This is a genomic window from Sphingomonas sp. BL-S-30, assembly GCF_055521475.1.
The window spans coordinates 2,893,034-2,916,006 of the sequence record NZ_CM145481.1 but is presented as its reverse complement, the minus strand read 5'-3'; the positions used below and the strand labels follow the sequence as shown (position 1 = coordinate 2,916,006).

General features: G+C 66.4%; 21 protein-coding genes and 1 pseudogene. 7 read left to right on the top strand and 15 right to left on the bottom strand.

The window, feature by feature from the left end; genetic code table 11:
• Positions 1–23: 23 nt before the first annotated feature.
• From gmd to ACZ1I5_RS13480, 10 genes and pseudogenes are all read right to left on the bottom strand, one after another.
• Positions 24–1,124: a GDP-mannose 4,6-dehydratase gene (gene gmd / locus ACZ1I5_RS13525; RefSeq protein ID WP_465169766.1), complete on the bottom strand. Its 1,101-nt coding sequence runs from the start codon at positions 1,122–1,124 to the stop codon at positions 24–26.
• 168 nt (positions 1,125–1,292) lie between these two features.
• Entirely contained in the window at positions 1,293–1,529 is a 237-nt protein-coding gene (locus ACZ1I5_RS13520) for a hypothetical protein (protein WP_465169765.1), read from the bottom strand.
• 170 nt (positions 1,530–1,699) lie between these two features.
• Positions 1,700–2,449: a HesA/MoeB/ThiF family protein gene (locus ACZ1I5_RS13515; RefSeq protein ID WP_465169764.1), complete on the bottom strand. Its 750-nt coding sequence runs from the start codon at positions 2,447–2,449 to the stop codon at positions 1,700–1,702.
• Complete coding sequence (locus tag ACZ1I5_RS13510) at positions 2,446–2,823, bottom strand: hypothetical protein (RefSeq protein ID WP_465169763.1); 378 nt, start codon at positions 2,821–2,823, stop codon at positions 2,446–2,448. Before ACZ1I5_RS13510 ends, ACZ1I5_RS13515 begins: the two co-directional genes overlap by 4 nt.
• Entirely contained in the window at positions 2,823–3,269 is a 447-nt protein-coding gene (gene dut / locus ACZ1I5_RS13505; RefSeq protein WP_465169762.1) for a dUTP diphosphatase, read from the bottom strand. The genes ACZ1I5_RS13510 and dut overlap by 1 nt, the downstream gene beginning before the upstream one ends.
• Positions 3,270–3,364: 95 nt before the next feature.
• Complete coding sequence (locus tag ACZ1I5_RS13500) at positions 3,365–3,748, bottom strand: VOC family protein (RefSeq protein WP_465169761.1); 384 nt, start codon at positions 3,746–3,748, stop codon at positions 3,365–3,367.
• A gap of 63 nt (positions 3,749–3,811) precedes the next feature.
• Positions 3,812–4,983, bottom strand: a pseudogene (gene coaBC, locus ACZ1I5_RS13495) (bifunctional phosphopantothenoylcysteine decarboxylase/phosphopantothenate--cysteine ligase CoaBC).
• A gap of 9 nt (positions 4,984–4,992) precedes the next feature.
• Positions 4,993–6,111: a hypothetical protein gene (locus ACZ1I5_RS13490; RefSeq protein WP_465169760.1), complete on the bottom strand. Its 1,119-nt coding sequence runs from the start codon at positions 6,109–6,111 to the stop codon at positions 4,993–4,995.
• Positions 6,112–6,291: 180 nt separating this feature from the next.
• Positions 6,292–7,827 (bottom strand): 2-polyprenylphenol 6-hydroxylase, encoded by a 1,536-nt coding sequence (ubiB, locus tag ACZ1I5_RS13485; RefSeq protein WP_465169759.1) that lies wholly within the window; start codon positions 7,825–7,827, stop codon positions 6,292–6,294.
• 10 nt (positions 7,828–7,837) lie between these two features.
• Positions 7,838–8,569 (bottom strand): class I SAM-dependent methyltransferase, encoded by a 732-nt coding sequence (locus ACZ1I5_RS13480; protein ID WP_465169758.1) that lies wholly within the window; start codon positions 8,567–8,569, stop codon positions 7,838–7,840.
• Between the two features lie 80 nt (positions 8,570–8,649).
• Between ACZ1I5_RS13480 and mutM the strand changes: the two genes are divergently transcribed.
• From mutM to dnaA, 4 genes are all read left to right on the top strand, one after another.
• Positions 8,650–9,459 (top strand): bifunctional DNA-formamidopyrimidine glycosylase/DNA-(apurinic or apyrimidinic site) lyase, encoded by an 810-nt coding sequence (mutM, locus tag ACZ1I5_RS13475; RefSeq protein WP_465169757.1) that lies wholly within the window; start codon positions 8,650–8,652, stop codon positions 9,457–9,459.
• 16 nt (positions 9,460–9,475) lie between these two features.
• Entirely contained in the window at positions 9,476–9,736 is a 261-nt protein-coding gene (locus tag ACZ1I5_RS13470; protein WP_465169756.1) for a pentapeptide repeat-containing protein, read from the top strand.
• Positions 9,737–9,870: 134 nt separating this feature from the next.
• The gene (gene rpsT / locus ACZ1I5_RS13465) at positions 9,871–10,134 is read left to right on the top strand and encodes a 30S ribosomal protein S20 (protein WP_272627889.1); all 264 of its coding nucleotides are present in this window, start codon (positions 9,871–9,873) and stop codon (positions 10,132–10,134) included.
• 494 nt (positions 10,135–10,628) lie between these two features.
• Entirely contained in the window at positions 10,629–11,981 is a 1,353-nt protein-coding gene (dnaA, locus tag ACZ1I5_RS13460) for a chromosomal replication initiator protein DnaA (RefSeq protein WP_465169755.1), read from the top strand.
• Between the two features lie 39 nt (positions 11,982–12,020).
• On the opposite strand, the gene ACZ1I5_RS13455 is transcribed toward dnaA, so the two are convergent.
• From ACZ1I5_RS13455 to secB, 4 genes are all read right to left on the bottom strand, one after another.
• Entirely contained in the window at positions 12,021–12,671 is a 651-nt protein-coding gene (locus ACZ1I5_RS13455) for a DUF4136 domain-containing protein (RefSeq protein ID WP_465169754.1), read from the bottom strand.
• 157 nt (positions 12,672–12,828) lie between these two features.
• A complete protein-coding gene (trpS, locus tag ACZ1I5_RS13450) occupies positions 12,829–13,833 on the bottom strand; it encodes a tryptophan--tRNA ligase (protein ID WP_465169753.1) in 1,005 nt (334 codons plus the stop codon).
• Positions 13,834–13,845: 12 nt separating this feature from the next.
• Positions 13,846–15,414 (bottom strand): murein biosynthesis integral membrane protein MurJ, encoded by a 1,569-nt coding sequence (murJ, locus tag ACZ1I5_RS13445; RefSeq protein ID WP_465169752.1) that lies wholly within the window; start codon positions 15,412–15,414, stop codon positions 13,846–13,848.
• Positions 15,415–15,566: 152 nt separating this feature from the next.
• Positions 15,567–16,076: a protein-export chaperone SecB gene (gene secB, locus ACZ1I5_RS13440; RefSeq protein WP_465169751.1), complete on the bottom strand. Its 510-nt coding sequence runs from the start codon at positions 16,074–16,076 to the stop codon at positions 15,567–15,569.
• Between the two features lie 177 nt (positions 16,077–16,253).
• On the opposite strand from secB, the gene ACZ1I5_RS13435 reads away from it, so the two are divergent.
• The 3 genes from ACZ1I5_RS13435 to ACZ1I5_RS13425 are packed head-to-tail and all read left to right on the top strand — an operon-like array spanning position 16,254 to position 18,764.
• On the top strand, positions 16,254–16,898 hold the full coding sequence (locus ACZ1I5_RS13435) for a Tim44/TimA family putative adaptor protein (RefSeq protein WP_465169750.1): 645 nt from the start codon (positions 16,254–16,256) through the stop codon (positions 16,896–16,898).
• 5 nt (positions 16,899–16,903) lie between these two features.
• A complete protein-coding gene (gene mltA / locus ACZ1I5_RS13430; RefSeq protein WP_465173965.1) occupies positions 16,904–18,154 on the top strand; it encodes a murein transglycosylase A in 1,251 nt (416 codons plus the stop codon).
• A gap of 25 nt (positions 18,155–18,179) precedes the next feature.
• Complete coding sequence (locus ACZ1I5_RS13425) at positions 18,180–18,764, top strand: Smr/MutS family protein (protein ID WP_465173964.1); 585 nt, start codon at positions 18,180–18,182, stop codon at positions 18,762–18,764.
• A gap of 207 nt (positions 18,765–18,971) precedes the next feature.
• Here the strand turns inward: ACZ1I5_RS13425 and ACZ1I5_RS13420 are convergent, their stop codons facing one another.
• The gene (locus ACZ1I5_RS13420; protein WP_465169749.1) at positions 18,972–22,463 is read right to left on the bottom strand and encodes an autotransporter domain-containing protein; all 3,492 of its coding nucleotides are present in this window, start codon (positions 22,461–22,463) and stop codon (positions 18,972–18,974) included.
• Positions 22,464–22,973: the final 510 nt, after the last annotated feature.

Here is a 22,973-nt window from a genome sequence, read left to right as displayed (position 1 = left end):
TGGTCAGCAGGTCGAGCGGATATTCAGCCCTTGATCGCGTACAGCGAGCTCGGTCGCTCCTCGTCGGGCCGGCGGGTCTCGGCCTCGCGCGCGATGACCTTCAGGTCCTCGCGGACCATTTCCGAGACGAGCTCGGCAAGAGTGGTGGTCGCTGCCCAGCCCAGAACCCGCTTGGCCTTGGCAGGGTTGCCGATCAGCAGATCGACTTCCGTCGGGCGGAAATAGCGTGAATCGACCTTGACCAGCGGATTGCCCGTCCTGGTGCATCGGCCAACCTCTTCGACGCCTGTACCGGTCCATTCGATCTCGATGCCGACTTCGGCGAAGCTCAGTTCTACGAAGGACCGGACGGTCTGGGTGTGTCCGGTCGCCAGCACGAAATCGTCGCCTTTGTCCTGCTGAACGATGCGCCACATGCCCTCGACATAGTCTCGCGCGTGACCCCAGTCGCGCTTGGCATCGAGATTGCCCAGCCAGAGAATATCCTGCAGCCCGAGATGGATCGCCGCGACGGCACGGGTGATCTTGCGCGTCACGAAGGTCTCACCGCGCAACGGGCTTTCATGGTTGAACAGGATGCCGTTCGACGCGTGCATGCCATAAGCTTCGCGGTAATTGACGGTGATCCAATAGGCGTAGAGCTTCGCCACGGCATAAGGAGAGCGCGGATAGAAGGGGGTCGTCTCCGACTGCGGCACCTCCTGGGCGAGTCCGTACAGCTCGGATGTGGAGGCCTGGTAAAAGCGGGTTGTCTCGTGCAGCCCCAGCAGGCGGAGCGCTTCGAGCAGGCGCAGCGTACCGATCGCATCGGCATTGGCAGTGTATTCCGCGGTATCGAAGCTGACCTGCACATGGCTCTGCGCGGCGAGATTATAGATCTCGTCGGGCTTTACCTCCTGGACGATCCGGATGAGGTTCGTCGAATCCGTCATGTCGCCATAATGGAGATGCAACCGCGCGCCCTTTTCGTGCGGGTCCTGATAAATATGGTCGATGCGTCCGGTGTTGAACGAGGACGAGCGACGCTTCACGCCGTGCACGTCATAGCCCTTGGACAGCAGCAATTCAGCCAGATACGCACCGTCTTGCCCGGTGACGCCGGTGATCAGGGCGGTCTTGGTCATCGATACAGCTCCATGCTTGGCGCGACCGCGATCGTACCAGTTCAGCCTGCCTTACCAATTTGGTGCATGGGGTCCAGTTCTACTGTCGGCGCCGAGCCGTTTGCGGTGCCCGCCGAGGCTGGCATGGGCTTGCCGATTGACCGGGTAGACGCCGCGGCGCGCAGCAGCTTATCGACGCGATCCGCGTACGCGCCGCTCGGGCGTGCCTTCTTCGCCGAACAGCGTGAGCTTGCGGGGCCGGTGATCCTCCGGCCTGGACTTGCGCCATTTGCCGGTCTTGGGATCGCGGAACAACTCCCCGGAGCAGACCTTGCACCGGGCGAAGACATTGCCTTCGAAACCGCGCCTGGACCCGGCTGCGGGCTTATGTTTGAACGCCATGCACCATAAGCCGAATATGCGCATGCGAGCCTTTTCCTCCCTATGGTTCTCGATCTGATTCGAGGTCGTTTACCGGTCTCAGCCTGCAACGTCGTGAATGAAAATCAATCTCCCGTCCATCAGGCCAGGCGGGTTTTCATTTCCGGACTCGACGAAGACGGACTCCCCTTGGCGCGAACGGGCTCAGGGTCATGCTAGCCGCAAGCGGCGCAGCCGGGGTCCTTGGGAAGGGTGAGAGTACGGAAGCGGAAGGCCAGTGCGTCCACCAACAGCAGTTTGCCCGCGCTGTCCTCGCCAAAGCCAATGATGGCGCGCATCGCTTCGAGCGCGGCGAGGCTGCCCAGCACGCCGGTCATCGCGCCGAGCACGCCTGCCTCGGCGCAACTCGTCTCGGGCCGGTCGGGATCGCCGCCGACGAAGCAACGATAACAGGGCTTGTCGGCTTCCCACCCGCGGAACAGGCCGAGCTGACCTTCGAACTGGCCCACGGCGGCCGAGACCAGCGGGATGTGCAGCGCGAGCGCGGCATCGGCGACGGCGAGGCGAGTGGCGAACGAATCGGTGCCGTCGAGCACGACATTGGCGCCGGCGATGAGGTCGCGGGCGTTGGTCGCGTCGATTCTGGTGCGATGTGTCTCGACCGCGACGCCGAGGTTGAGCCGCGCGACTGCGGCGGTGGCGGCCTCGACCTTGGGCGCACCGATATCGTCGGCGCCGAACAGGGTCTGGCGCTGGAGGTTCGACAGGTCGACATGGTCGTCGTCGATCACGACCAGCCGGCCGACACCGGCGGCCGCTAGATACTGGATCGCGGGCGACCCGATCCCGCCGGCCCCGATGATCGCGACCGTCGCCCGGCGCAGCTTTAGCTGGCCGGCTCCGCCGACCTCCTTCAGGACGATGTGGCGGGCATAGCGCTCCAGCTCGGCGTCAGTGAGGCTCATCCGCGCCAGTCATAGACGATGGTCGCGCGGTACCAGAGATCGGTCGCGCTGGCATGGGGCTGGGGATTGGCCCGGGCGGCGCCGACGACGAGGCCGGCGCTGTACTGCTCGACCGTCGGGCAATCGATCGCGCGGGGCAGCGAACGGCGGATCGACCCGTCGGTACCGATCAGGGCGGCAACATCGACCTTCAGGACATAATGGCCGTCGGCCGGCTTCGGCTGGACGCAGCGCCCAGCCGCGACTTCGTCCGCCACGAAGCGGGTGAGCGGCGGCGTCACCTGTGGCGCCATCGCGGCGGGCAGCGAAGGAAGCGTGGACCAGTCGGCCGGCACGGCCGGCGAGGCGATCTGAAGAAGGAGAAAGAACAGCATCAACGCCCAGTCGAGCCGAATCCTCCGGCTCCGCGTACGGTATCCTCCAGCGTCTCGACTTCGTCCAGCACGGCGCGTTGGACCGGGGCCGGAACGAGTTGAGCGATCCGGTCGCCGCGCGCGATGACGAAATCCTCCTGGCCGAGATTCGCGAGGATCACCTTCACTTCGCCGCGATAGTCGCTGTCGATCGTACCCGGCGTGTTGAGGCAGGTGACGCCGAACTTGAGCGCCAGCCCCGAGCGCGGGCGCACCTGCACCTCATAGCCCGGCGGGATCGCCACCGCGAAACCCGTCGCGACCGCGGCCCGCGCGCCCGGTGCGAGAGTCAGGTCCTCGGCGGAGACGACGTCCATGCCGGCGGCGCCCTCCGTCGCATAAGCGGGCAGGGGAAGGCCGTCGCCGTGCGGCAGGCGCTTGATGTGGATCGACAGGGAAGAGGTCATGCTCCCCTCCTACCGCTCAATCCGCCTTTTTGAAGGCGGTTCCGCTTCGCCGGGGCAAAGAATGGGTTGAACCGCTGCCCCGTCAAGTGCCCGCGTCACTGGTTGCACACCACCGCCAGCTTGTTGCCCGTCGGATCGCGCAGATAGGCGGCATACCATTTGGGGCCGTAATCCGGGCGCGGTCCCGGCGGGCCCTCGCAGCTACCGCCATGCACCATCGCCGCTGCGTGGAACGCATCCACCTCGGCGGGCGACTTCGCGTTGAAAGCCATCATCGTGCCGTTGCCCGCGCTGGCCGGCGCGCCATCGAACGGCTTGCAGATCCAGACCGTGAATCCCTCGCCGGTGCCGCGCTCGGAATAGGCGCGCCATTCCCCGAAGGACATGTGCGAGGACCAGCCGATGATCGCCAGCGTCGCATCGTAAAAGGCGCTGGATTTTGCCGAATCCAGGGCGCCGAGCGTCATGTAACCCGACATGATTCTTCTCCCTTATGTGCAGGGCGAAATACCGTGGCGAGCGGAACGGATCAAGAACAAATGCTATCGGGTCAGCGCCGCCGCAATCCTGTCGGCCAGCCGCGCCGCCACGTCTTCCTTGGGCAGCCGTTCCCAGCTCTCGACCCCGTCGGCGGTGACGATATGCACCGCATTGGCGGTGCCGCCCATCACATCGCCCGACACGTCGTTGGCGACGATCCAGTCGGCACCCTTGCGTTCGCGCTTGGCGGTCGCGTGCTCGATGACATGCTCGGTCTCGGCGGCGAAGCCGATCAGCAGGCTGGGCCGGTGGGGGCTCTTTGCCAGGGTGGCGAGGATGTCGGGATTCTCGACGAGATGGAGGACAGGCGGCATTACGCCCTTCTTGATCTTCTGGCCGGCGGTGTCGACGCGCCAGTCGGCGACGGCGGCGACCATCACGGCGGCATCGACCGGCAGCGCCCGGGCGACGGCATTGGCCATCTCCACCGCCGTCTCGACATCGACGCGGTCGACGCCGGGCGGCGTGTCGAGCGTCACCGGACCGGCGACCAGCGTCACGCGCGCGCCGAGCTTCGCGAGCGCGCCGGCAATGGCGAAACCCTGCCGACCGGAGGAGCGGTTGGCGAGGTAGCGGACCGGGTCGATCGGCTCGTGCGTCGGACCGGCGGTGACCAGGATATGCTTGCTCGCCAGAGTCACGAGGCGGCGAGCGCCTGCTGGATCGCAGCGAGGATCGCCTCGGGTTCGGGCAGGCGGCCGGGGCCATATTCGCCGCACGCCATCGGGCCTTCGTCGGGCTCCAGCACGGTGACGCCGTCGCCGCGCAGGGTGGCGACGTTGCGGCGGGTCGCGGCATGGCCCCACATGCGCACGTTCATTGCGGGCGCGGCGAGCACTGGCTTGTCGGTCGCGAGCAGCAGGGTGGTGGCCAGATCGTCGGCGATGCCGGCGGCCATCTTCGCCATCAGATCGGCTGTGGCGGGGGCGATCACCACCAGGTCGGCCTCGCGGCTGAGCTGGATATGGCCCATCTCGGCCTCGTCCTTCAGGTCCCACAGGGTGGTGTAGACCTGGTTCTCCGACAGGGCGGCAAGCGTCATCGGCGTAATGAAATGCTGGCTGCCAGCGGTGAGCACGCATTTCACCTCGATCCCGGCCTTGCGGCACAGCCGGATCAACTCGCAGGCCTTGTAGGCAGCGATGCCGCCGCCGACGATGAGCAGGATCTTCATCGCGCCATCCTATCTGACCATTCGCGTCACGATGATCCGCCGTCGGTGGAATGCGGCGGTGACCAAGTCGCGCAGGGCGTCGGGCACGAAGGCCAGGCCGACCAGGATCACGGGCGCGATCATCAATCCCCAATAGAAGGTGTCGGTGCGCCCGAACAGGCTCAGCAGCACGGCATAGGCAGCAAAGACGGCCACCGCCCGAAGCGCGAGTTCCTCCTGCCATCCGGCCCAGCCGAACAACGTCAAGGCAACGAGCAGAGCGGCGAGCCAGGTCGGGGCGAGGTTCAATGCGGTCGACAGCGACATGGTCTTCACGAAGAAACCGAAGCCGAGCATGCCCGACCAACCGGGCGAGGCGGGGTCGATCGGCCGGACGACCAGGCTGACGGCATGCGCGTGGAAGCCGACGACCACGGCCAGCGCAAGGATTGCAACGCCCCAGCCGATCGCCTCGCGGCGACGCCCCTCGGCGAGCGCGAGCACCAGCATGGTTCCGACATAGAGCGCCGCGGTCTCGCGGATCAGCATCGCGATCAGGCCGAACGCCACGGCCTCGACCCAGCGGTCGCGGCGCCGGAGCGCAAGCGACAGCGCGATCAGCAGACCCGCCCATATCTCGTGGAAGCTCGCCAGCTCGGGCTGGACGAACGCCATCATGCCGCCCGCGAGCAGCACCAGCGCGATGGCCAGCGGCGGCGCGCGGGCAAAGGCGGGGCGCAGCCGGACGAACCAGGCGAGCATCACTGCCGCTGCGAGCACATAGAGCAGGATCACCGTGCCGATCGGCGGTATCGCTGCCTGCAGGGTCGCGAGCGTCGGCAGGCGGAAGGTAACGAAGGGGCGAAGGGGATAATTGCCGCTGCGCAGCGCCTGCGCCGTCACCGCATAATAGTCGCCGCCGCCGCGCACGCCGGCGACGATCGTCTCGTACAGCACGACATCGGCTTCGTCGTCGGCGCGCTGGGCAGGATCATGGCTGACCGGCGGTGGCCCCGGGGCGACCAGCGCGGACATGCTCGCAACGAGCAGGATCGCGAGCAGTGCCAGAACGATCTGCGCGGTCGGCCGCTTCAGCGCTGCGAAGCGGGTGGGGCCGGTGAGCCAGAGCGGAGCCTGCGGGCGCGCCATTCTACTTAATCCCCTCCCCCTTGAGGGAGGGGTTGGGGGTGGGTGCGCGCGTCTGCGCGCCTACAAAGACTCGTCTTACCAAGCCCCGGAGCGCCGATCGGTGCATCGAGCCCCGCTCGCCGCTGCCCCACCCCTTGCCCCTCCCCTGAAGGGGAGGGGTGGGAAGATGAAGCGGCGAGATCACTGCAGCACCAGCCATGTCGTCGCGACCGCGATCGCGGCACTCACCACCGACACGACGACATAGCGCCAGCCGCCGCCGATGCGGACGACCTCGATCTCCTTGAGCGGCGGGGCAGGAGGTGCACCGCCGGGGGCGGGATAGCGCAGTTCGATATTGCGGATCAGGTCGGGCAGGCGCGCCAGGGTGCGAAGGTCAGTGATGAGCCGGTCGGCCACCGCCGCTTCCGGCCCAAGCTCGGTCCTGATCCATTCGCGCACGAACGGCGCGGCCGCATCCCACAAATTGATATCCGGATCGAGGCTGGTCGCCACGCCTTCGACCATCACCATCGTCTTCTGCAGCAGCAGCAGATGCGGCTGAGTCTGCATGTCGAAATCGCGGGTGATGTTGAACAGCCCGTCGAGCATCATGCCGATCGACATGTCCTTGACCGCAAGCCCGCGCATCGGCTCGCCGACCGCACGGAGCGCCGTCGCGAACTCGGCGACATTGTGGTGCGCCGGCACATAGCCTGCCTCGAAATGGATCTCGGCGACGCGTTTGTAGTTGCCGGTGATCAGCCCGTAGAGGATCTCCGCCAGCCACACCCGGGCGCGCCGGTCGATCCGCCCCATGATGCCGAAATCGATCGCGGCGATCCGCCCGTCGGGCAGCGCGAACAGATTGCCCTGATGCATGTCGGCATGAAAGAAGCCCTCGGCGATCGCCTGGCGCAGAAAGGCATGGACGAGGGTATTGGCGAGCTTGGGCAGGTCATACCCCGCCTCGACCAGCGCCGCGCGATTGGCGATCTTGATGCCGTCGACCCAGGCGATGGTCAGGACCTTGCTGGTCGTACGCTGCCAGTCGATCGCGGGCACGATGAAGTCGGGCTGGGCCTCCATCGCTTCGGCCAGTTCCGAGGCCGAGGCTGCCTCGCGCCGCAGGTCGAGCTCGCGCGCGGTCCAGCGCTTGAACGTCTCGATCACCAGGCGCGGGCGCAGGCGCGACAGCTCGCCGCCCAGTCCCTCGATCTGCGCCGCCGCCCATTGATAGGTGTCGATCGCCTTGGCGAACTCTTCCTCGACGCCGGGGCGCAACACCTTGACCGCGACATGCCGGCCGTCGGTGGTGATCGCACTGTGCACCTGGGCGATCGAGGCGGCACCGACCGGCACCGGATCGATCGTGGCGAACAGATCCTCCGGCGAACGCCCGAAGGCCCGCGTCATCGCCGCGTAGATCGTGTCATAGGGCAAAGGCGGCAGCGAATCCTGCAGCCGCATCAGATCCTTCGCCGCGGCCTCGCCGACGATGTCGGGGCGGGTCGCGAGCGTCTGGCCGAGCTTGATCGCGGCCGGGCCGATCGCCTGGAGCGCATCGGCATAGGCCGGCGTCTCGGGAACGCGTGCGCCCAGCCGGGCGACGCGGACGAGGCGGCGGATTCGCGTCGGCGTGTTCGGATCGCGCTCGATCCCGCGGAGCGCGCCGTGACGCGCGAGGATTCGACCCCATTTCAGGAGCCGCCAGAGATGCACGGCGGGTGCGGTCATGAGGACTGACTCAAATCTTCCAGCCGCTATGGATCGCGACCAGCCCGCCCAGCATGGGCTCGACACTGGTCTGCACGAAGCCGGCCTCGCCGATCATCCGCTCGAAGGTTGGCATGTCGGGGAAGCGGCGGATCGATTCGATCAGGTAGCGATAGCTTTCGGCGTCGTGCGCGAGCAACTGGCCGACCTTGGGCACCACCTTGTGCGAATAGGCGTCGTAGATGTCGGCGAAGCCCGGCCACAGCGTCGTCGAGAATTCGAGGCAGAAGAAGCGCCCGCCACGCCGCAGCACCCGGTGTGCTTCGCGGAGCGCCCTGGGGATGTCGGTCACGTTCCGGATGCCGAACGCGATCGTATAGGCGTCGAAGAAGCGATCCGGGAAAGCCAGCGTCTCGGCATTGGCCTCGGTCCAGACCAGGCCATCCACGCCGCGCTTCTGCGCCCGCTCCATGCCCACTTCGAGCATCTGCGGGTTGATGTCGGCGACCGTCACCGAGGCGCCGGACTTGGCCAGCCGGAAGGCGATGTCGCCGGTGCCGCCCGCCATGTCGAGGATCTGCTCGCCCTCGCGCGGCTTCACTCGGCGGACGAAACGGTCCTTCCAGACCCGATGCATGCCGCCCGACATCGCATCGTTCATGATGTCGTAGCGCGAGGCCACGCTGGAGAAGACTCCGCCGACCCGGCGCGTCTTCTCCTCGGGGGCCACGTCTTCATAGCCGAAGGAAACAGTGTCGCTCATTCGCGTCGCTCTAGCGGAGGGCGCGGCCAGCGCAAACCGTCACGTTTGACTTGTCTGTGCTGTTTCCGTGAAGAAGCCGGATGCCTGAGCTTCCTGAAGTCGAAACCACCGTCAACGGACTGCGCCCGGTGCTGCAGGATCAGCGGATCACTTTGGTCCAGATGCGGCGGCCCGATCTTCGCCGGCCGTTCCCCGCCGATCTGGGGCAGCGGCTCACCGGCGCTATGGTGACCGGACTGGGGCGCCGGGCCAAATATGGGCTGATCGATACCGATCGCGGTGACACGATGATCTTCCATCTCGGCATGTCGGGCCGATGGCGAGTCGATCCGAGCGAGGTCCTCCCGCACGATCACCTGATCCTGGAGACGGCGACGCATCGGCTGGCGCTCAACGATCCGCGGCGATTCGGCTCGCTCGACCTGGTGCCGACCGCGTCGCTCACCCGCTATCCGCCGTTCCTGGCGATGGGGCCGGAGCCGCTCGGGCCGGATTTCACCGCGCGCTACCTGCTCAAGGCGCTCGACGGGCGGATCGCATCGATCAAGCTGATGCTGCTCGACCAGCGAATCGTCGCGGGGCTGGGCAATATCTATGTGTGCGAGGCGCTGCATCTCGCGCGCATCGCGCCGATGCGGCCGGCCGGGCAAATCTCGCTGGCGCGGCTCGAACGGCTCGTCGCAGCGGTGCGCACCGTGCTCGAGGCAGCCATCGAGGCGGGCGGATCATCCTTGCGCGACTATGCCCGACCCGACGGCGAGCTCGGCTATTTCTCCAAGCAATGGCGGGTCTATGGCCGCGAGGGCGAACCCTGCGACTGCGGGGGGAAGGTCGCCCGTTACAGCGAGGGTGGACGGTCCACCTTCTGGTGCCCGAAATGCCAGCGTTGAACGAGAGGATCGGATGATGAGTGGACCACGATTCGAGAATCGGAATCTCGGCGGCATCCTGTTCGGCAACTGCAATCTCGCCGGGGCGAGCTTCGACGATTGCAACCTGTCGGGCTCGACATTCAACAACATCAACCTTTCCGGCACGACCATCACTGACGTGAACCTGTCGGGCGTGACGATCGATGCCGCCAATGTCGACGGGCTGACGATCATGGGCCACGATATCGCCGCGCTGATCAGGGCGGAGCATGATCGGGGCCGGTCCTGTTCCTGAGGAACGGGGGGAATCGTCACACGACCGTCATTCGGCCGGTTGACCGACTCAGTCTTCGTGGGTAAGAGGCCCGCTTTCCGGGGCTGCGGGCTTTGCCGTCCGCGCCCTTTCTTTATTTCAGATCAGAGGGCTTCATGGCGAACACGCCACAGGCGAAAAAGCGAATTCGGCGCAACGCACGTCGCGCTGAAGTTAACGGCAACCGGGTTGGCCGTATCCGGACCTTCGTGAAGAAGGCCGAGGCCGCGCTGGCGTCGGGCGACAAGGATGCCGCGAGCGCCGCGGTTGCAGCGATGCAGCCCGAGCTGGCCAAGGGCGTCGCGAAGGGTGTGCTTCACAAGAACACCGCTTCGCGCAAGTTCTCGCGCCTGACCAAGCGACTCACCGCGCTCGCCTGATCTCTACCGATCGGTCGGAACAAAGACCCGCCGGGACATTTCCGGCGGGTCTTTTGTCATGAGCACGCAACACGTTTATGGTGCCATGCAAGATTTGGTACCATTTTGGGTCCGCTCCGTACCCGAATCATGAAAAGTCAGGATTCCCCACGATTCGCAATAGTCGCGCTTGTTGCGATAGGGAATTATCGATGATTCACAGTATCTTGTAAGATTTTTGACGGGAATCCTTGGCGTATCCCGAGTCAATCCCGTTTATTTCGGTTTTGTTACGCGCGCGGCTCTTGCCCGACTCGCTTCGATCTTCATAATCGAGGTTTGCAGCGCGGACGTTCAGTCCCGCAGCCTTATTGAGACCTTCGAAGTCAGACGGACCGTGATTCCGGCTGGGGGGAGGCTTGTCTGGTTGAAGTCAGGCGGCCCGGGGCGACGTGCCCTGGTACCGGGAGAAGGATTGAGTGTTGGCGGGGACTGTTACCGGAGAGGCGGCTCGATTGAGCGATGCAGCAAGGGCGTGGAACACGGTACGAGGCCATCTGCGTGAATCTGCCGGGGTGCGCCTGTTTGATCAGTGGCTCAAGCCGATCGAGCTGATCGACGACGCCGAGTCGGACACGATTCGCCTCGCGCTGCCGTCCGCCTTCATGACGAACTGGGTCCGCAATCATTATGCCGACCGGCTGTTCCAGGAATTCCACGCGATCCTGCCGGATGTGCGCAGCGTCTCGATCGAGACTCGCTCGGCCAAGGCTACACCTGCGGTACTGACCATCGTCGCGCCCGTTGATCCGGTTCCGGCCTCAGCGGCTCCTGTTGCCGCGGCGCGCCCTTCGCTTGACCCGCGTTTCACCTTCGACCGGTTCGTGGTGGATCAGTCCAATCGAGTAGCGTTCAATGCGGCCCAGGCGCTGGCCGAGGCCGGCAAGCCTCGCTTCAGCCCCTTGTTCCTTCACAGCGGCACCGGGCAGGGCAAGACTCATCTGATGCACGCGATCGGCGCCGCCTATCTCGAGGCATGCCCGAGCGCCAACGTGGTGCTGATGTCGGCCGAACGATTCATGTTCGAGTTCGTCCAGTCGCTGCGCGCGCGCGACACCCACAGCTTCAAGGTGCGGCTGCGCGCCGCCGACCTGCTGATGATCGACGATCTGCAGTTCATTGCCGGCAAGGACGGGACCCAGGAGGAATTCTTCCACACCGTCAGCGAAGTGATGGCGGCCGGCAAGAGGCTGGTGATCAGCGCCGATCGTTGCCCCCAGGGACTCGACGGGGTCGAGGCGCGGATCACCTCGCGCCTGTCGGTCGGTCTGGTGGCGGACATCAAGGCGCCCGACCTGGCGCTGCGGCGCGCGGTGCTCGACCGCAAGCTGTCGGACGTGCCCGACGCCAGGGTCCCGGTCGAAGTGCTGGATCTGCTGGCGTCGCGTATCACCGCCAATATCCGCGACCTGGAAGGCTCGCTCAACCGGCTGGTCGCCTATGCCCAGCTGACCGGCGAAACCATCGACATGGATTTCGCGGTGGCCACGCTTGGCGAGGTGTTGCGCGGGGCCGAACGGCGCGTGACGATCGACGAGATTCAGCGCGCGGTTTCAACGCATTTCGACCTCAAGCCGATCGATCTGGTGTCTGCGCGGCGCGCGGTGGTGGTGGCGCGTCCGCGCCAGATCGCCATGTATCTGGCCAAGCGCCTGACGACCCGGTCGCTGCCCGAGATCGGCCGCAAGTTCGGTGGCCGCGACCATTCGACCGTGATCCATGCGGTGCGCCGCATCGAGGAACTACGCGACAAGGATCGCGAGATAGACGGTGCGGTGCGAACCCTGCTGCGCGAGCTTGAGGGGTGATCTTGCGCGCCCCTCCCTGAAAGGGAGGGGCGAAGAGGCCTATTTCTTCTCGGGCGCGATCGTGATCTTCACCGTCTCGCCCGAATTGCCCGGGAAGCCCGTGAACATCGCCTCGACCAGCCGCGGGACGAGATAGGGCAGGTCGTCACTGCGCGACTGGGCCTTGGCGGTGCCTTCGAACACGCTCTTGCCATTGTCGGCGCGGTCGATGCGCAGGTCCAGCTCGCTGGTATAGATGGTGAAGCTGCTTACATCATTGTCGAACAGGAACGGGTCGTAGAAACCGAAGGCGAAGCGGCTGCGGCCATAATAGCCGAAGCGACCGCCATAACCGCCATAGCGGCCAAAGCCCGGACCATAACCGCCATAGCCGAAGCCGCCGCCAAAGCCCGGCGTCGTCACGACCTTCTCGCGGCCCTTGTCGACGCCATAGCCGATCTTCACCACCAGATCGGCGCGCGTCGGGTCGGCCGCCGCCTGATAGCCCTGCGCCGCCAGCTTGGCCGACACGAGCTGGGCATATTGGCCGAACTCGATGCCGCCGTCGTTGCGCGGGTCGATGGCCTTGACCACGAAGCTCTGGCCCTGCGCCTGGGGCAGCTGCTGGAAGCGGGAGACCCGGGCGTTGAACGGCGTGGCGCAGCCGCCCAGCGCGAGCAGGGCGATAGCGGCGATCGAGAACATCTTCATGGGCTTGCGACCTTGAGCAGGAGAAGGCGAGAGATCGGGAGAAAGCGTCGGAAAGTCAGTCGGTTGCAATTGTGCTGCTGCCGTTATGAATAGCGCTTGAATGGCGCGATGCAAATCCCCCGGAAAACACCGGTCCAACCCAAGATGGGGAAGCCGATCAGACGTGCAAGCCCACAGCCCGTTGCGCCGCCAGAAGCGTCGGCGCGGCGATGGCATTTGCCCGCGCACCGCCCTTGGCCAGCGCCGCGCTGACCGCCGCACGGTCACCCAGCAAGGCCGTCAGCCGGTCGCGGATCGGCCCGAGCTTGGCCACCGCCAGATCGGCCAGCGCCGGCTTGAACGCGCCGAAGCCCTTGCCGCCATACTCCGCCATCACCGCATCGGTGGTGGTGTCGGCCAGCGCCGAATAGATCGTGACGAGGTTCTTCGCCTCGGGGCGTTCGGCCAGTTCGGCGAAGGTCGCGGGCAGGGGCTCGGGGTCGGTCTTCGCTTTCTTGAGCTTCTGCACGATCGTGTCGTCGCTATCGATCAGGTTGATGCGCGACGCGTCCGACGGATCGGACTTGGACATCTTCGTGCTGCCGTCGCGCAAGGACATGATGCGCGGCGCCGCCTTGGAGACGAATGGCTCGGGCAGGGTGAACAGCTCGACCCCGTAATCATTGTTGAACTTGGTCGCGATGTCGCGCGCCAGCTCGAGATGCTGTTTCTGGTCCTCGCCGACCGGCACGTGAGTCGCCTGGTAGAGCAGCACGTCGGCGGCCTGCAGCACCGGATAGGTGAACAAGGCGACGCTCTGGCTCTCGCCGCTCTTGCCCGCCTTGTCCTTCCACTGAGTCATGCGGTTGAGCCAGCCCATGCGCGCGGTGCCGCCCAGGATCCAGGCAAGCTCGCTATGCGCTGGCACGCGCGCCTGGTTGAACAGGATCGCGCGGTCGGGGTCGATGCCGCACGCGAGCAGGGTCGCCGCCATCTCGATCGAGTTCGAGGTCAGCTCGGCGGGCACGACCGGCTGCGACAGGGCGTGGAGATCGGCCAGGAAGAACAGGCAATCCTCGCCCGGCTTCATCGAGTCCTGCATCGCGACCCATTGCTTGATCGCGCCCAGATAATTGCCGAGGTGGAGATTGCCGGTGGGCTGGATGCCGGAGACGACGCGCATGATGTTCTCGTGTCAGGGGGCGCGTTTGCGCCGCAGGAAAGCAAGATCGTCACGAGTGAAGGCACCCAGGACGAAGGTGGCGACCGCATAGACGAAGCCGCCCGTGGCGACCAGCGCAAGCATGGCGCCGGTGCGGATCACCCAGCTGCCATGGAGATAGGGGGTCAGCAGCCCTTCGAGCAGCCAGAGGATGCCGCCCATCACCAGGGCCGCAGCACCGAGCCGCCAGGCGCGGTGGAGCAGACGCCGGTCGGGCTCGAAATGACCGCGCAGACGCAAGGTGCGATAGAGTAGGAACACATTGACGGTCGAGGCAAGCGCGGTCGCCAGCGGCGGGCCCATATGCTGGAGCGGCACGATGAGGGCGAGGTTGAGCACGAGGTTCACCACCATGCTGATCGTTGCGTAGCGCACCGGTGTCTTCGTATCCGACCGGGCATAATAGCCCGGCGTCAGCACTTTCACGAGAATATAGCTGGGCAGGCCGATCGAGAAGGCGGACAGCGCCTGGGCCGTGAAATAGGTGTCCTGCGCCGTGAACTTGCCATGTTCGAACAGCGCCGCGACGATCGGCGCGCCGCACAACACCAGCGCCACGGTGGCGGGCAAAGTGAGCAGCAGGGCGAGCTCCATGCCGCGATTCTGCGATTCCATCGCGGCTTTCTCCTCGCCCGCGCCGAGCTGGCGGGAGATGAGCGGCAGCAGGACGGTGCCGAGCCCGATGCCGATCAGGCCGAGCGGCAACTGGTTCACCCGGTCGGCGGTATAGATATAGGTCACCGAGCCGTGCGGCAGCAGCGAGGCGGCGAGCGCGGTCGAGACGACCAGGTTGATCTGCACCGCGCCGGCGCCGGCGGCGGCGGGCCAGATCAGCGCCATCAGCTTCTTCACGTCGGGGCTGAACCGGGGAAGCTTGAGGCGGAGCCTGACCCCGTTCGACCAGCAGGCATGGGCCAGCCAGAGGAATTGCAGCACGCCGGCCACGCTGACCGCGATCGCCTGGTTGCGCGCGGTCAGATACGGATCATGGTTGTGGAAGAACAGCAGCGCGGCGATCAGCGTGAGGTTGAGCAGGATCGGCGCCGCGGCATTGACCCAGAATTTGTGCAGCGAATTGAGGATGCCGCCGAGCAGCGACACCAGGCTGATGAACAGCAGATAGGGAAAGGTGAAGCGCGACAGCTCGACCGCGAAGGCGAACTGATCGTTGCTGATCCCGTTGAACTTGCCGGACAGCGCCAGCGTGACCGGCCAGGCGAAAATCTCGACGATGATCGTCATCACGATCAGCACCGGCAGCAGCACCGACAGCGCGTCCTCGGCAAAGGCGACGCCGGCAGGAAGGCCGGGGCCGTCCTTGTCCGCCACCTTGCGGTTGAACATCGGGATGAACGCGGCCGAGAAGGCGCCTTCCGCGAACAGCGCGCGGAACAGATTGGGCAGGCGGAAGGCGACCAGGAAGGCGTCCGATGCGAAGCTCGCGCCGACGAAGCGGACGAACAGCGAATCGCGCACGAGCCCCAGCACGCGGCTGGCGAGGGTGAGACCCCCGATCGATCCCAGCGCGCGCGTGAGGTTCATGGAATAGCCTGTCCTGTCACCGTTCGTCCTGAGTAGCCGCTGAGCTTGTCGAAGCGGCGTATCGAAGGATATGCCCGGCCCATCTCCTTCGATACGGGCCTTCGACAAGCTCAGTCCCTACTCAGGACGAACGGAAGAGATAGAATTCGGAATCAGGCGGTGCCGATTTCCCCGGCGGCGGCCTGATCGCGTGCTTCTGCCTGCTGCATGTAGATCGCGGCGAAGTCGATCGGCTCGAGCAGCAGCGGCTGGAAGCCGCCGTCGCGGACCGCATCGGCGAGCACACGGCGCGCGAACGGGAAGAGCAGGCGCGGTGCCTCGGCCAGCAGGAAGGGCTGGACATGCTCCTCGGGGATGTTGCGCAGGCCGAAGATGCCGGCATAGGTCAGCTCGACGATGAACGCGACCTGGCCCTCGGTCTCGGCGCGGACCTCGACGCGGAGCACCACTTCATGGACCTCCTCGCCGACCTGGGCAGTGCCGATGTTGAACTGCACGTCGATCTGCGGCGGGGTCGTGATCTGGAAGATCGCCGGCGCGTTGGGATTCTCGAACGACAGGTCCTTCACATATTGCGAGATCAACCCGGCCGCCGGCGTCGTGTCGGCACCGTTGGGGAGGGGCTCGGTGCCCGTGATGATACCGTCGTCCTGCTCGCTCATCGAAAGTCCATTCCTTGAAGATCGAAATATCGGCCGCCCCCTGTGGCGTGCCGGCGACCGCGCGCCTAGCAGGGGGCGGCGGGCAGTTCAACGGCTGCTGCCCCTATCTTGCGTTGGGCCATTTGAAACGTTGGCGCGTTACGCCTATGTAGGCCATTAGCCGAAAATGGAGGCAAGGTGCTCTTTGTAGTTCTTCTCGCGATGGTCGCCGCCTTTCTGGCGTTGCGTCTCTATATGGTGCTTGGCAAGCGGACGGGGCATGAACAGGTCCTTCCCAAGCCCGCCGAGGAGCGCGCGCCGGTAACGCCGCTGCCGCGCCCGATCGAGATCGCGCAGGAGCCGCGCGAGGTTTCGACTCGCAATATCGACCCGCGTGCCGAGGCCGGCCTTCGCGCCATCGTCGCGGCCGAGCCCGGTTTCGACGTCGCCCAGTTCCTCGAAGGCGCCCAGTCGGCCTATCGCATGATCCTCGAAGCCTATTGGAAGGGCGAAGAGGATACGCTCGGCTGGCTGGTCGACGACGAGGTCCGCGGTGCCTTTGCCGAAGCGATCGCCGAGCGCGCAGCCGCCGGCCATGTGCTCGACAACCGGCTCGTGTCGATCGAGCGCGCGCTGATCTCCGACGCCTCGGTCGAGAATCGCCAGGCGCGCATCACGGTGCGCTTCGACGCCGATATCGCCGCGGTGACGCGCGATGCCGACGGCAACCTGGTCTCCGGCTCGATGAGCGACGCCGTCGAGACTCACGACATCTGGACCTTCGCCCGCACGCTGAAGAGCAGCGATCCGAACTGGAAGCTCGCCGACACCGACGAAGCGTGATCGTCATGCGGCGCGGGGGGACGGTCGCGCTGGCGCTGATGCTGAGCGCCTGTAGCAGCGGGGTCGTGCCGCGCCCCGCCGGACCATCGACCATCGCCGAGCCGCCTGCGCGCAAGCCCGTCGCGGCAATCCCGATCGCGCCGGCGCCGGCGGTGGTCGCGCCGGGCACCGCCACCGCCGCCGGGGCGGGTGTGCTGGCCGGTCCGCCGCTTACCTCGCTGCCCCTTACCGAAGCCCAGGCCGTGCGGGCACTGACCGCGTTCCGCACCAGCTGTGCCACCCTGCAACGCCGCACCGATGCCTCGGGGCTGACCCGGGGCGCCGACTGGCAGCCTGCCTGTTCCGCCGCGGCGACCCTAGGCGCGGCCGGCGCGCGAGGCTTTTTCGCTGACTGGTTCGAGACGGTGCAGGTCGGCGACGGCAAGGCCTTCGCCACGGGCTATTACGAGCCCGAGATCGCCGGGTCGCGCGAGCGCCGGACCGGTTACGACGTGCCGATCTATGGCCGGCCAGCCGATCTGGTCGATGTCGATCTTGGCCAGTTCAGCGCCGACCTGAAGGGCAAGAAGATCCGCGGCAGGGTCGAAGGCAGTAATTTCGTGCCCTATTTCGACCGCACCGCGATCGAGCAGGGCGCGCTGGCGCAGCGCGCGCCGATCATCGCCTGGGCGGCTGATCCGGTCGAGCTGTTCTTCCTGCAGGTCCAGGGGTCGGGGCGGCTGAGGCTGCCCGACGGATCGGTGATGCGGATCGGCTATGAGAGCCAGAATGGCCGCGACTATACCGGCATCGGCGCGCTGATGAAGCAGCGCGGGCTGCTCGGACCCGGCCAGACATCGATGCAGGGCATCGTCGCCTGGCTGCGCAGCCACCCCGTGGAGGGCGCCGCGATCATGCGCGAGAACAAGAGTTATGTGTTCTTCCGCGAGCAGCAGACGCCGCCGCTCGGCGCGCTGGGCCTGCCGGTGACCGGCGGGGTGAGCGCTGCCGCCGACCCCCGGTTCGTGCCGCTCGGCGCGCCCGTCTTCCTGTCGATGGACCGCACCGACGCGACCGGGCTGTGGGTGGCGCAGGATACCGGCGGCGCGATCCGCGGCAGCAATCGCTTCGATACTTTCTGGGGCGCCGGCGACGACGCGCGCGCGATCGCGGGGGGCATGTCGGCGCGGGGCACGGCCTTTCTGCTACTGCCGACCGGCACCCTGGCGCGGCTCGCAACGGAGAGGGCCAGTGGCGGAGCGCCCGTTAACCCCTGACGAAGCCGCGCTCTGGGCGAAGGTGATGGCGACGGTGCGGCCGATCCGGCCCGCGCCGAAGGCCGCGCCCAAGGCTGCCGTGCAGGCACAGCCTTCCAAACCCCTCCCCGTCAAGAAAGCGGTTCGGCGTGGGGCGAGCGAAACACCCGGTTTGCTGATTACCGGGGCGGTGGGTTCCAAGAGCAAGAGTCTTTCGAGCGCGCAGACGCGCGTGCCCATCCCTGCCCCTTCCCCCGAAGGGGAAGGGCTTAAGAAAGGGGGAACGCTCGACGGCAGCTGGGACCGGCAATTGTCGCGCGGCCTGGTGTCGCCTGACGACACGATCGATCTCCACGGCCATAATCTCGCCTCTGCGTACGCGCTGCTCGATTCAGCGCTCGACCGGTCGATCCGCGCGGGCGACCGGCTGATCCTGCTCGTCACCGGCAAGCCGCCGCGCGCCGAGAGCGAGCGGCCGCACGCGCGCGGGGCGATCCGCGCGGCGGTGGGCGACTGGCTGGCCGGATCGCGCCACGCCGCCGCGATCGCAGCGGTGCGCGGCGCGCATCCGCGCCATGGCGGCGCGGGGGCGCTGTACATCGTGCTGCGCCGGGCGCGGGGTGGGCGTTAATCAGAGACACAATCCGGTTGGCTGAGATATTCCCTCTCCGTTCACCCGAACGGTAAGAACTTCTCGACGATGGCAAAGAGCGCGCCGACACGACCGGCGCGGGATGCTGTGCCAGATCCAGCGCCCTGGTTGAATCGATGCCAGGACAAAAGAAAGGGGCCGCTTCCGGATGTAGAAGCGGCCCCTTTGCGGGTCAGGAACGGGCCATCAGAAGGAGAAGGTGACCGTCCCGTGATAGCTCTGGTTGGTGACGTCCTTGCGGCCGATCGTGGTGTTGGCGCCGACCGAGAGGCGGAGCTTGTCGCCGGCCGCGATGCTCAGGCCGCCGCTGATTTCCCCCCAGTCGCGGTCCGAGGTCGCCACCGCGAACAGCGCATTGGGGCCGACCCCTCCGACGAAGTTGGCGCCGATAAAGCCGGGCTGGCGGCCGAAATCATGCACCCAATAGGCGGACACATAGGGCTTGACCGTCGCGCTGGTGCTGTGGGCGTTGAACCCGGCGCGGGCCTGGGCGCTGTCCAGGGTGCCCGGCTTGTAGACCAGCGCCGGGCCGCCGCCCGTTTCGTTGATGGTGTCGAACATGATCCGCGTGCCGCGGATCGAGACGCGCGGATCAAGGGCGATCATGCTGGCGACGGGAACGGAGCCGCCGACCCCGACCTCGCCCGACATGAAGAGCGACTGATCGTCACCGACCAGGCGATAGCTGGTCCCGGCCAGGCTGACGTTGCGCACGGTGTGCGAGTCGAACACGCCCGCGCTGAACGTGCCGTCGACGAACAGGCCGCCCGGAGTCCTGAGCTTGCCGTACAGCGTGCCCTGGAACAGCTTGCTGCGCGCTTCCTGGCCGGCGAAGGACGGCGTGGAGTCGAGATCGGTATAGGCGAAGGAGAAGCCGAGCAGCCCGCGCTCGCCGACCTCGGCCTCGAGACCAGCGGCGACGAACCAGCCGTTGAACTGGTCGCGGCGGGCGACCGGAACCGCGGTCGGCATGGATTCGCTGTCACCGTCGATATAGCCGCCCGCGAGGAACGCGCTCATCGTCTCGGGCAGCTTGCCTTCCTGCGTGACCATGCCGCCGCCCGCGTCCGTGCGGCTTTCCTGCGTGCCGGGTAGGCCGGACGAGGCGAGCGCCGCGATCTGGAACGGCTTGCCGATCATCGCGACCGAGCCGCCGAGATTGCCGACCTCGAGCGCGGCGAGGCGATCGCGGTAGAAGCGGCCGGTATTGTCGACCGACGCGGTCGCCAGTGCCTGGCGAGTGGTCGCGGCGCGCGGCGCCAGGCCTTCGAGCGTGGAGCGGATGGTCGCCGCGCTCTGCAGGTCGAGGATTCCGTAGAGGTCGCGCAGCCCGTTATAGACCACGCGGTCCTGGTCGAGCAGCTTCGCATAGGCCGTCTGCACCGGCGTATTGCCGACGACATTGGCATAGAGCCCGGCATCGATCGTCACCGACACCGACTGCGCCTGATAGGTGAGGCGCGGCGTCAGGATGGCGCTGAGCGCTGCCGGCGTGGCGAACCTCCCTTCGATCGGCCGATCCGCCGTGAGGAAGGTATAATTGTCGCCGGCGCGGATGATATAGCCGGCGGCCGGGGCGAAGGTGACGAAGCCGCCCAGGCTGGCAATGCCGTTGGTCGGCACGTTGCCGGTACCGAAGGTCGTCGCCTTGACCGCGATCTTGTCCGATACGCCGTTCGCGCCGAGGTTGATCGCCACCAGGCTGCCCGACGACAGGATGATATTGCCTTCGAAGGTGAGCGTCCCGGTGGTGGTCGAGGTGCCCGGCGAGATCGTGCCCGCCACGTTGGTGAAGAACGGGCTGCGGATGGTGCCCGCGCCGCTGAGGCCGCCGGTCATCATGAAGAAGTCGCCCGGCGTCCGCAACAGGCCGTCGACATTGATCGTGCCGGCAAACTGGTTGATGTCCATCAGGCTGGTCAGCGAGCCGGCCGAGGTGATGTTGAGCGCTGCCGCACCGCGGATGGTGAAGCGGTCGACCGTCACCGCGGTATCGAGCGTGGTCGTGCCAGCCGCCGACAAGGTCACGTCGAAATAGCGCGACAGGATGTTGTTGAGACGATCGCCGTCGCTGTTGTTGGGCACGAAATTGGTCGCGCCGGGCAGGCCGTTGGCGAGCGTCGCGGACGGCAGCGCCGCCACGGCGACCGCCGCGCTGGTCTGGGAATCGCTGGCGCTCTGGCTCCCGGCGCTGCCGGTCAGGTCAGCGACCGACGCCGTGCCGCGATCGTCGCTCGCGACGCCGGGCGTGTCCTGGCCGATCGGGCGCACGACCACCTTTTCGGTGCCTGTCGCGATATCGAGACAGTCGCTCACGCCGCCGCTCTCGAAACAGGCCTGGCCGAAACCGGGCTGTTCGGCGGTGCCGGCACCGGGGCTGGTCGGCACGCCGTTCACCAGCTGGCCATTGGGGCCGATGATCTGGTAATTGGGATCGAGTTCAGTCACCCAGTGCGCCGCGTCCGACCATTTGCCGTCGCCGGCCTTGGCCGAGACATAATGATAGGGGTTGTTGGCGGCGATCCAGTCCCAATAGAGATAGAGCGGCTGGTAGAAGCTGGCCGTGCCATAGCCGTTCGGCGCCTGGCCGTTGAAGAAACGGGTATAGCCGCCGGACAGCACGCCGATCACGACCTGCTTGGCGAAGGTCTTGTCGAGGATCAGCGGACCGCCCGAATCGCCGCTCGCGGTGATGCCTTCGCTGGGCAGCGCATTGTCGCGCCACGCGTTGAAATCGAACGGGCTCGCCTGAGCGGTGCCGCGACGGGGATCGTCGAAATCGATCCAGTAGAGATTCTGGTGAAGGCCGTTCGGCTCGCCGAAGATGAAGGTCTCGAACTCGTCGAGCGAGGCGAGGGCGCCGAGCGTGTTCTCGGCGATGCGCCGCCGGTAATCGATGCCGCCGGTCGAGCCGGTGGTGCCGGTGCCGTTATTGCCATAGCCGTCGATCACGACATGATAGCCGGTGCCGGCGGCGGTGATCGTGGTGGCGGGCAGGGCGGAGAAGAGCAGCGCCCAGGTCGGGATGTCCTCGGCCGGCGTATCGAGCGAGGCGAGCGCGACGTCGCCATAAAGGAAGCCGGCCGACTCCGGCTCGAGCGACAGCGGGTTGTAGCGGACCTGGTTGACGTCATACATGTAGCGCGAGACGTTGGTCGCGTAATTGCCCAGCCAGCCGCCGAATGCGCTGGCGCCCGCGACATTGTTGTTGTTGCCGAAACCGAAGCCGATCGGTCGCCCGCCCGAATTCTGCCCATAGCTGGTGGCGGGCATTTCGTTCACGCAGTGCGCGGCGAAGATCACCGTGCGCGGGTTGATCAGCGTGCCGGTGCACAGGCCGATAAAGCCGTCCTGCGTGTCGACGATCATCTGGCCGACGCCGGTGACGTTGTTCGGGTCGCGCGCAGTGGTCGGCGTGCCCGGGTTCGCGATCACGATCTGCGGCTCCAGATAATCGCTGACCGGCGCACTGATGCGATTGTCCTGCGCCTCCAGGAATGCGCTGGTCGGTGCGCCCGCGCCGCCATCTTGCGCGCTGAGATAGCTGTTGGTGGGAAGCTCGACATTCGAGCTCTGCGCCTGGGCGGAGCCTGCAATGACGATCGACATCGTGGCGGCCGTAGCGAGCAGGACCGCGCGCGAGCGTGCGGATAACGCGAGAGAAGCGGTCTTAGTCATTGATAATCCCCCGTTTTCGGAACGCGTCCGAAACCTTTCATTTAGATGAACAAAAGCTATTCCCATGTTTTCGAAGGTCAAGTGAGGATATGACCGTTACGGCCATGTAAGCCGGCAGGGCGCATATTCGCCCGGAAGTGTGGCGCGCCGGCAACAATGCACATCAAGGCCGGCGTGGCACGTCATGAGTCGAGGACGGCATCATCCGGCGGGCTTCGCTAACCGAAGGTCGCGGCGCTAGCGGGGTTCAGCCCCCACCGTTTGGGGGGTTACCAATCCTCCCCGGAACGGGGAGGGGCGCGTTCTCCCTCTCCCCTTGTGGGAGAGGAGCGTCGGGTGAACAGCGCCCCGCGCTGTTCAGGTCATGCCGGGGGCATGACCGACCCGACGCTGGGCCCGCTGCCGAAGGCAGTGGGAAGGGTGAGGGGGACATTCGTCGTTGCGGCCCCGAACCTCACTCCCCCTCACCCGACCTCGCTTCGCTCGGCCACCCTCTCCCACAGGGGGAGA

Bases quoted from the DNA above. Each gene is read 5' to 3' on its own strand.
- gmd (WP_465169766.1), bottom strand. From the start codon at position 1,124: ATGACCAAGACCGCCCTGATCACCGGCGTCACCGGGCAAGACGGTGCG.
- ACZ1I5_RS13520 (WP_465169765.1), bottom strand. From the start codon at position 1,529: ATGCGCATATTCGGCTTATGGTGCATGGCGTTCAAACATAAGCCCGCA.
- ACZ1I5_RS13515 (WP_465169764.1), bottom strand. From the start codon at position 2,449: ATGAGCCTCACTGACGCCGAGCTGGAGCGCTATGCCCGCCACATCGTC.
- ACZ1I5_RS13510 (WP_465169763.1), bottom strand. From the start codon at position 2,823: ATGCTGTTCTTTCTCCTTCTTCAGATCGCCTCGCCGGCCGTGCCGGCC.
- dut (WP_465169762.1), bottom strand. From the start codon at position 3,269: ATGACCTCTTCCCTGTCGATCCACATCAAGCGCCTGCCGCACGGCGAC.
- ACZ1I5_RS13500 (WP_465169761.1), bottom strand. From the start codon at position 3,748: ATGTCGGGTTACATGACGCTCGGCGCCCTGGATTCGGCAAAATCCAGC.
- ACZ1I5_RS13490 (WP_465169760.1), bottom strand. From the start codon at position 6,111: ATGGCGCGCCCGCAGGCTCCGCTCTGGCTCACCGGCCCCACCCGCTTC.
- ubiB (WP_465169759.1), bottom strand. From the start codon at position 7,827: ATGACCGCACCCGCCGTGCATCTCTGGCGGCTCCTGAAATGGGGTCGA.
- ACZ1I5_RS13480 (WP_465169758.1), bottom strand. From the start codon at position 8,569: ATGAGCGACACTGTTTCCTTCGGCTATGAAGACGTGGCCCCCGAGGAG.
- mutM (WP_465169757.1), top strand. From the start codon at position 8,650: ATGCCTGAGCTTCCTGAAGTCGAAACCACCGTCAACGGACTGCGCCCG.
- ACZ1I5_RS13470 (WP_465169756.1), top strand. From the start codon at position 9,476: ATGAGTGGACCACGATTCGAGAATCGGAATCTCGGCGGCATCCTGTTC.
- rpsT (WP_272627889.1), top strand. From the start codon at position 9,871: ATGGCGAACACGCCACAGGCGAAAAAGCGAATTCGGCGCAACGCACGT.
- ACZ1I5_RS13455 (WP_465169754.1), bottom strand. From the start codon at position 12,671: ATGAAGATGTTCTCGATCGCCGCTATCGCCCTGCTCGCGCTGGGCGGC.
- trpS (WP_465169753.1), bottom strand. From the start codon at position 13,833: ATGCGCGTCGTCTCCGGCATCCAGCCCACCGGCAATCTCCACCTCGGC.
- murJ (WP_465169752.1), bottom strand. From the start codon at position 15,414: ATGAACCTCACGCGCGCGCTGGGATCGATCGGGGGTCTCACCCTCGCC.
- secB (WP_465169751.1), bottom strand. From the start codon at position 16,076: ATGAGCGAGCAGGACGACGGTATCATCACGGGCACCGAGCCCCTCCCC.
- mltA (WP_465173965.1), top strand. From the start codon at position 16,904: ATGCGGCGCGGGGGGACGGTCGCGCTGGCGCTGATGCTGAGCGCCTGT.
- ACZ1I5_RS13425 (WP_465173964.1), top strand. From the start codon at position 18,180: ATGGCGACGGTGCGGCCGATCCGGCCCGCGCCGAAGGCCGCGCCCAAG.
- ACZ1I5_RS13420 (WP_465169749.1), bottom strand. From the start codon at position 22,463: ATGACTAAGACCGCTTCTCTCGCGTTATCCGCACGCTCGCGCGCGGTC.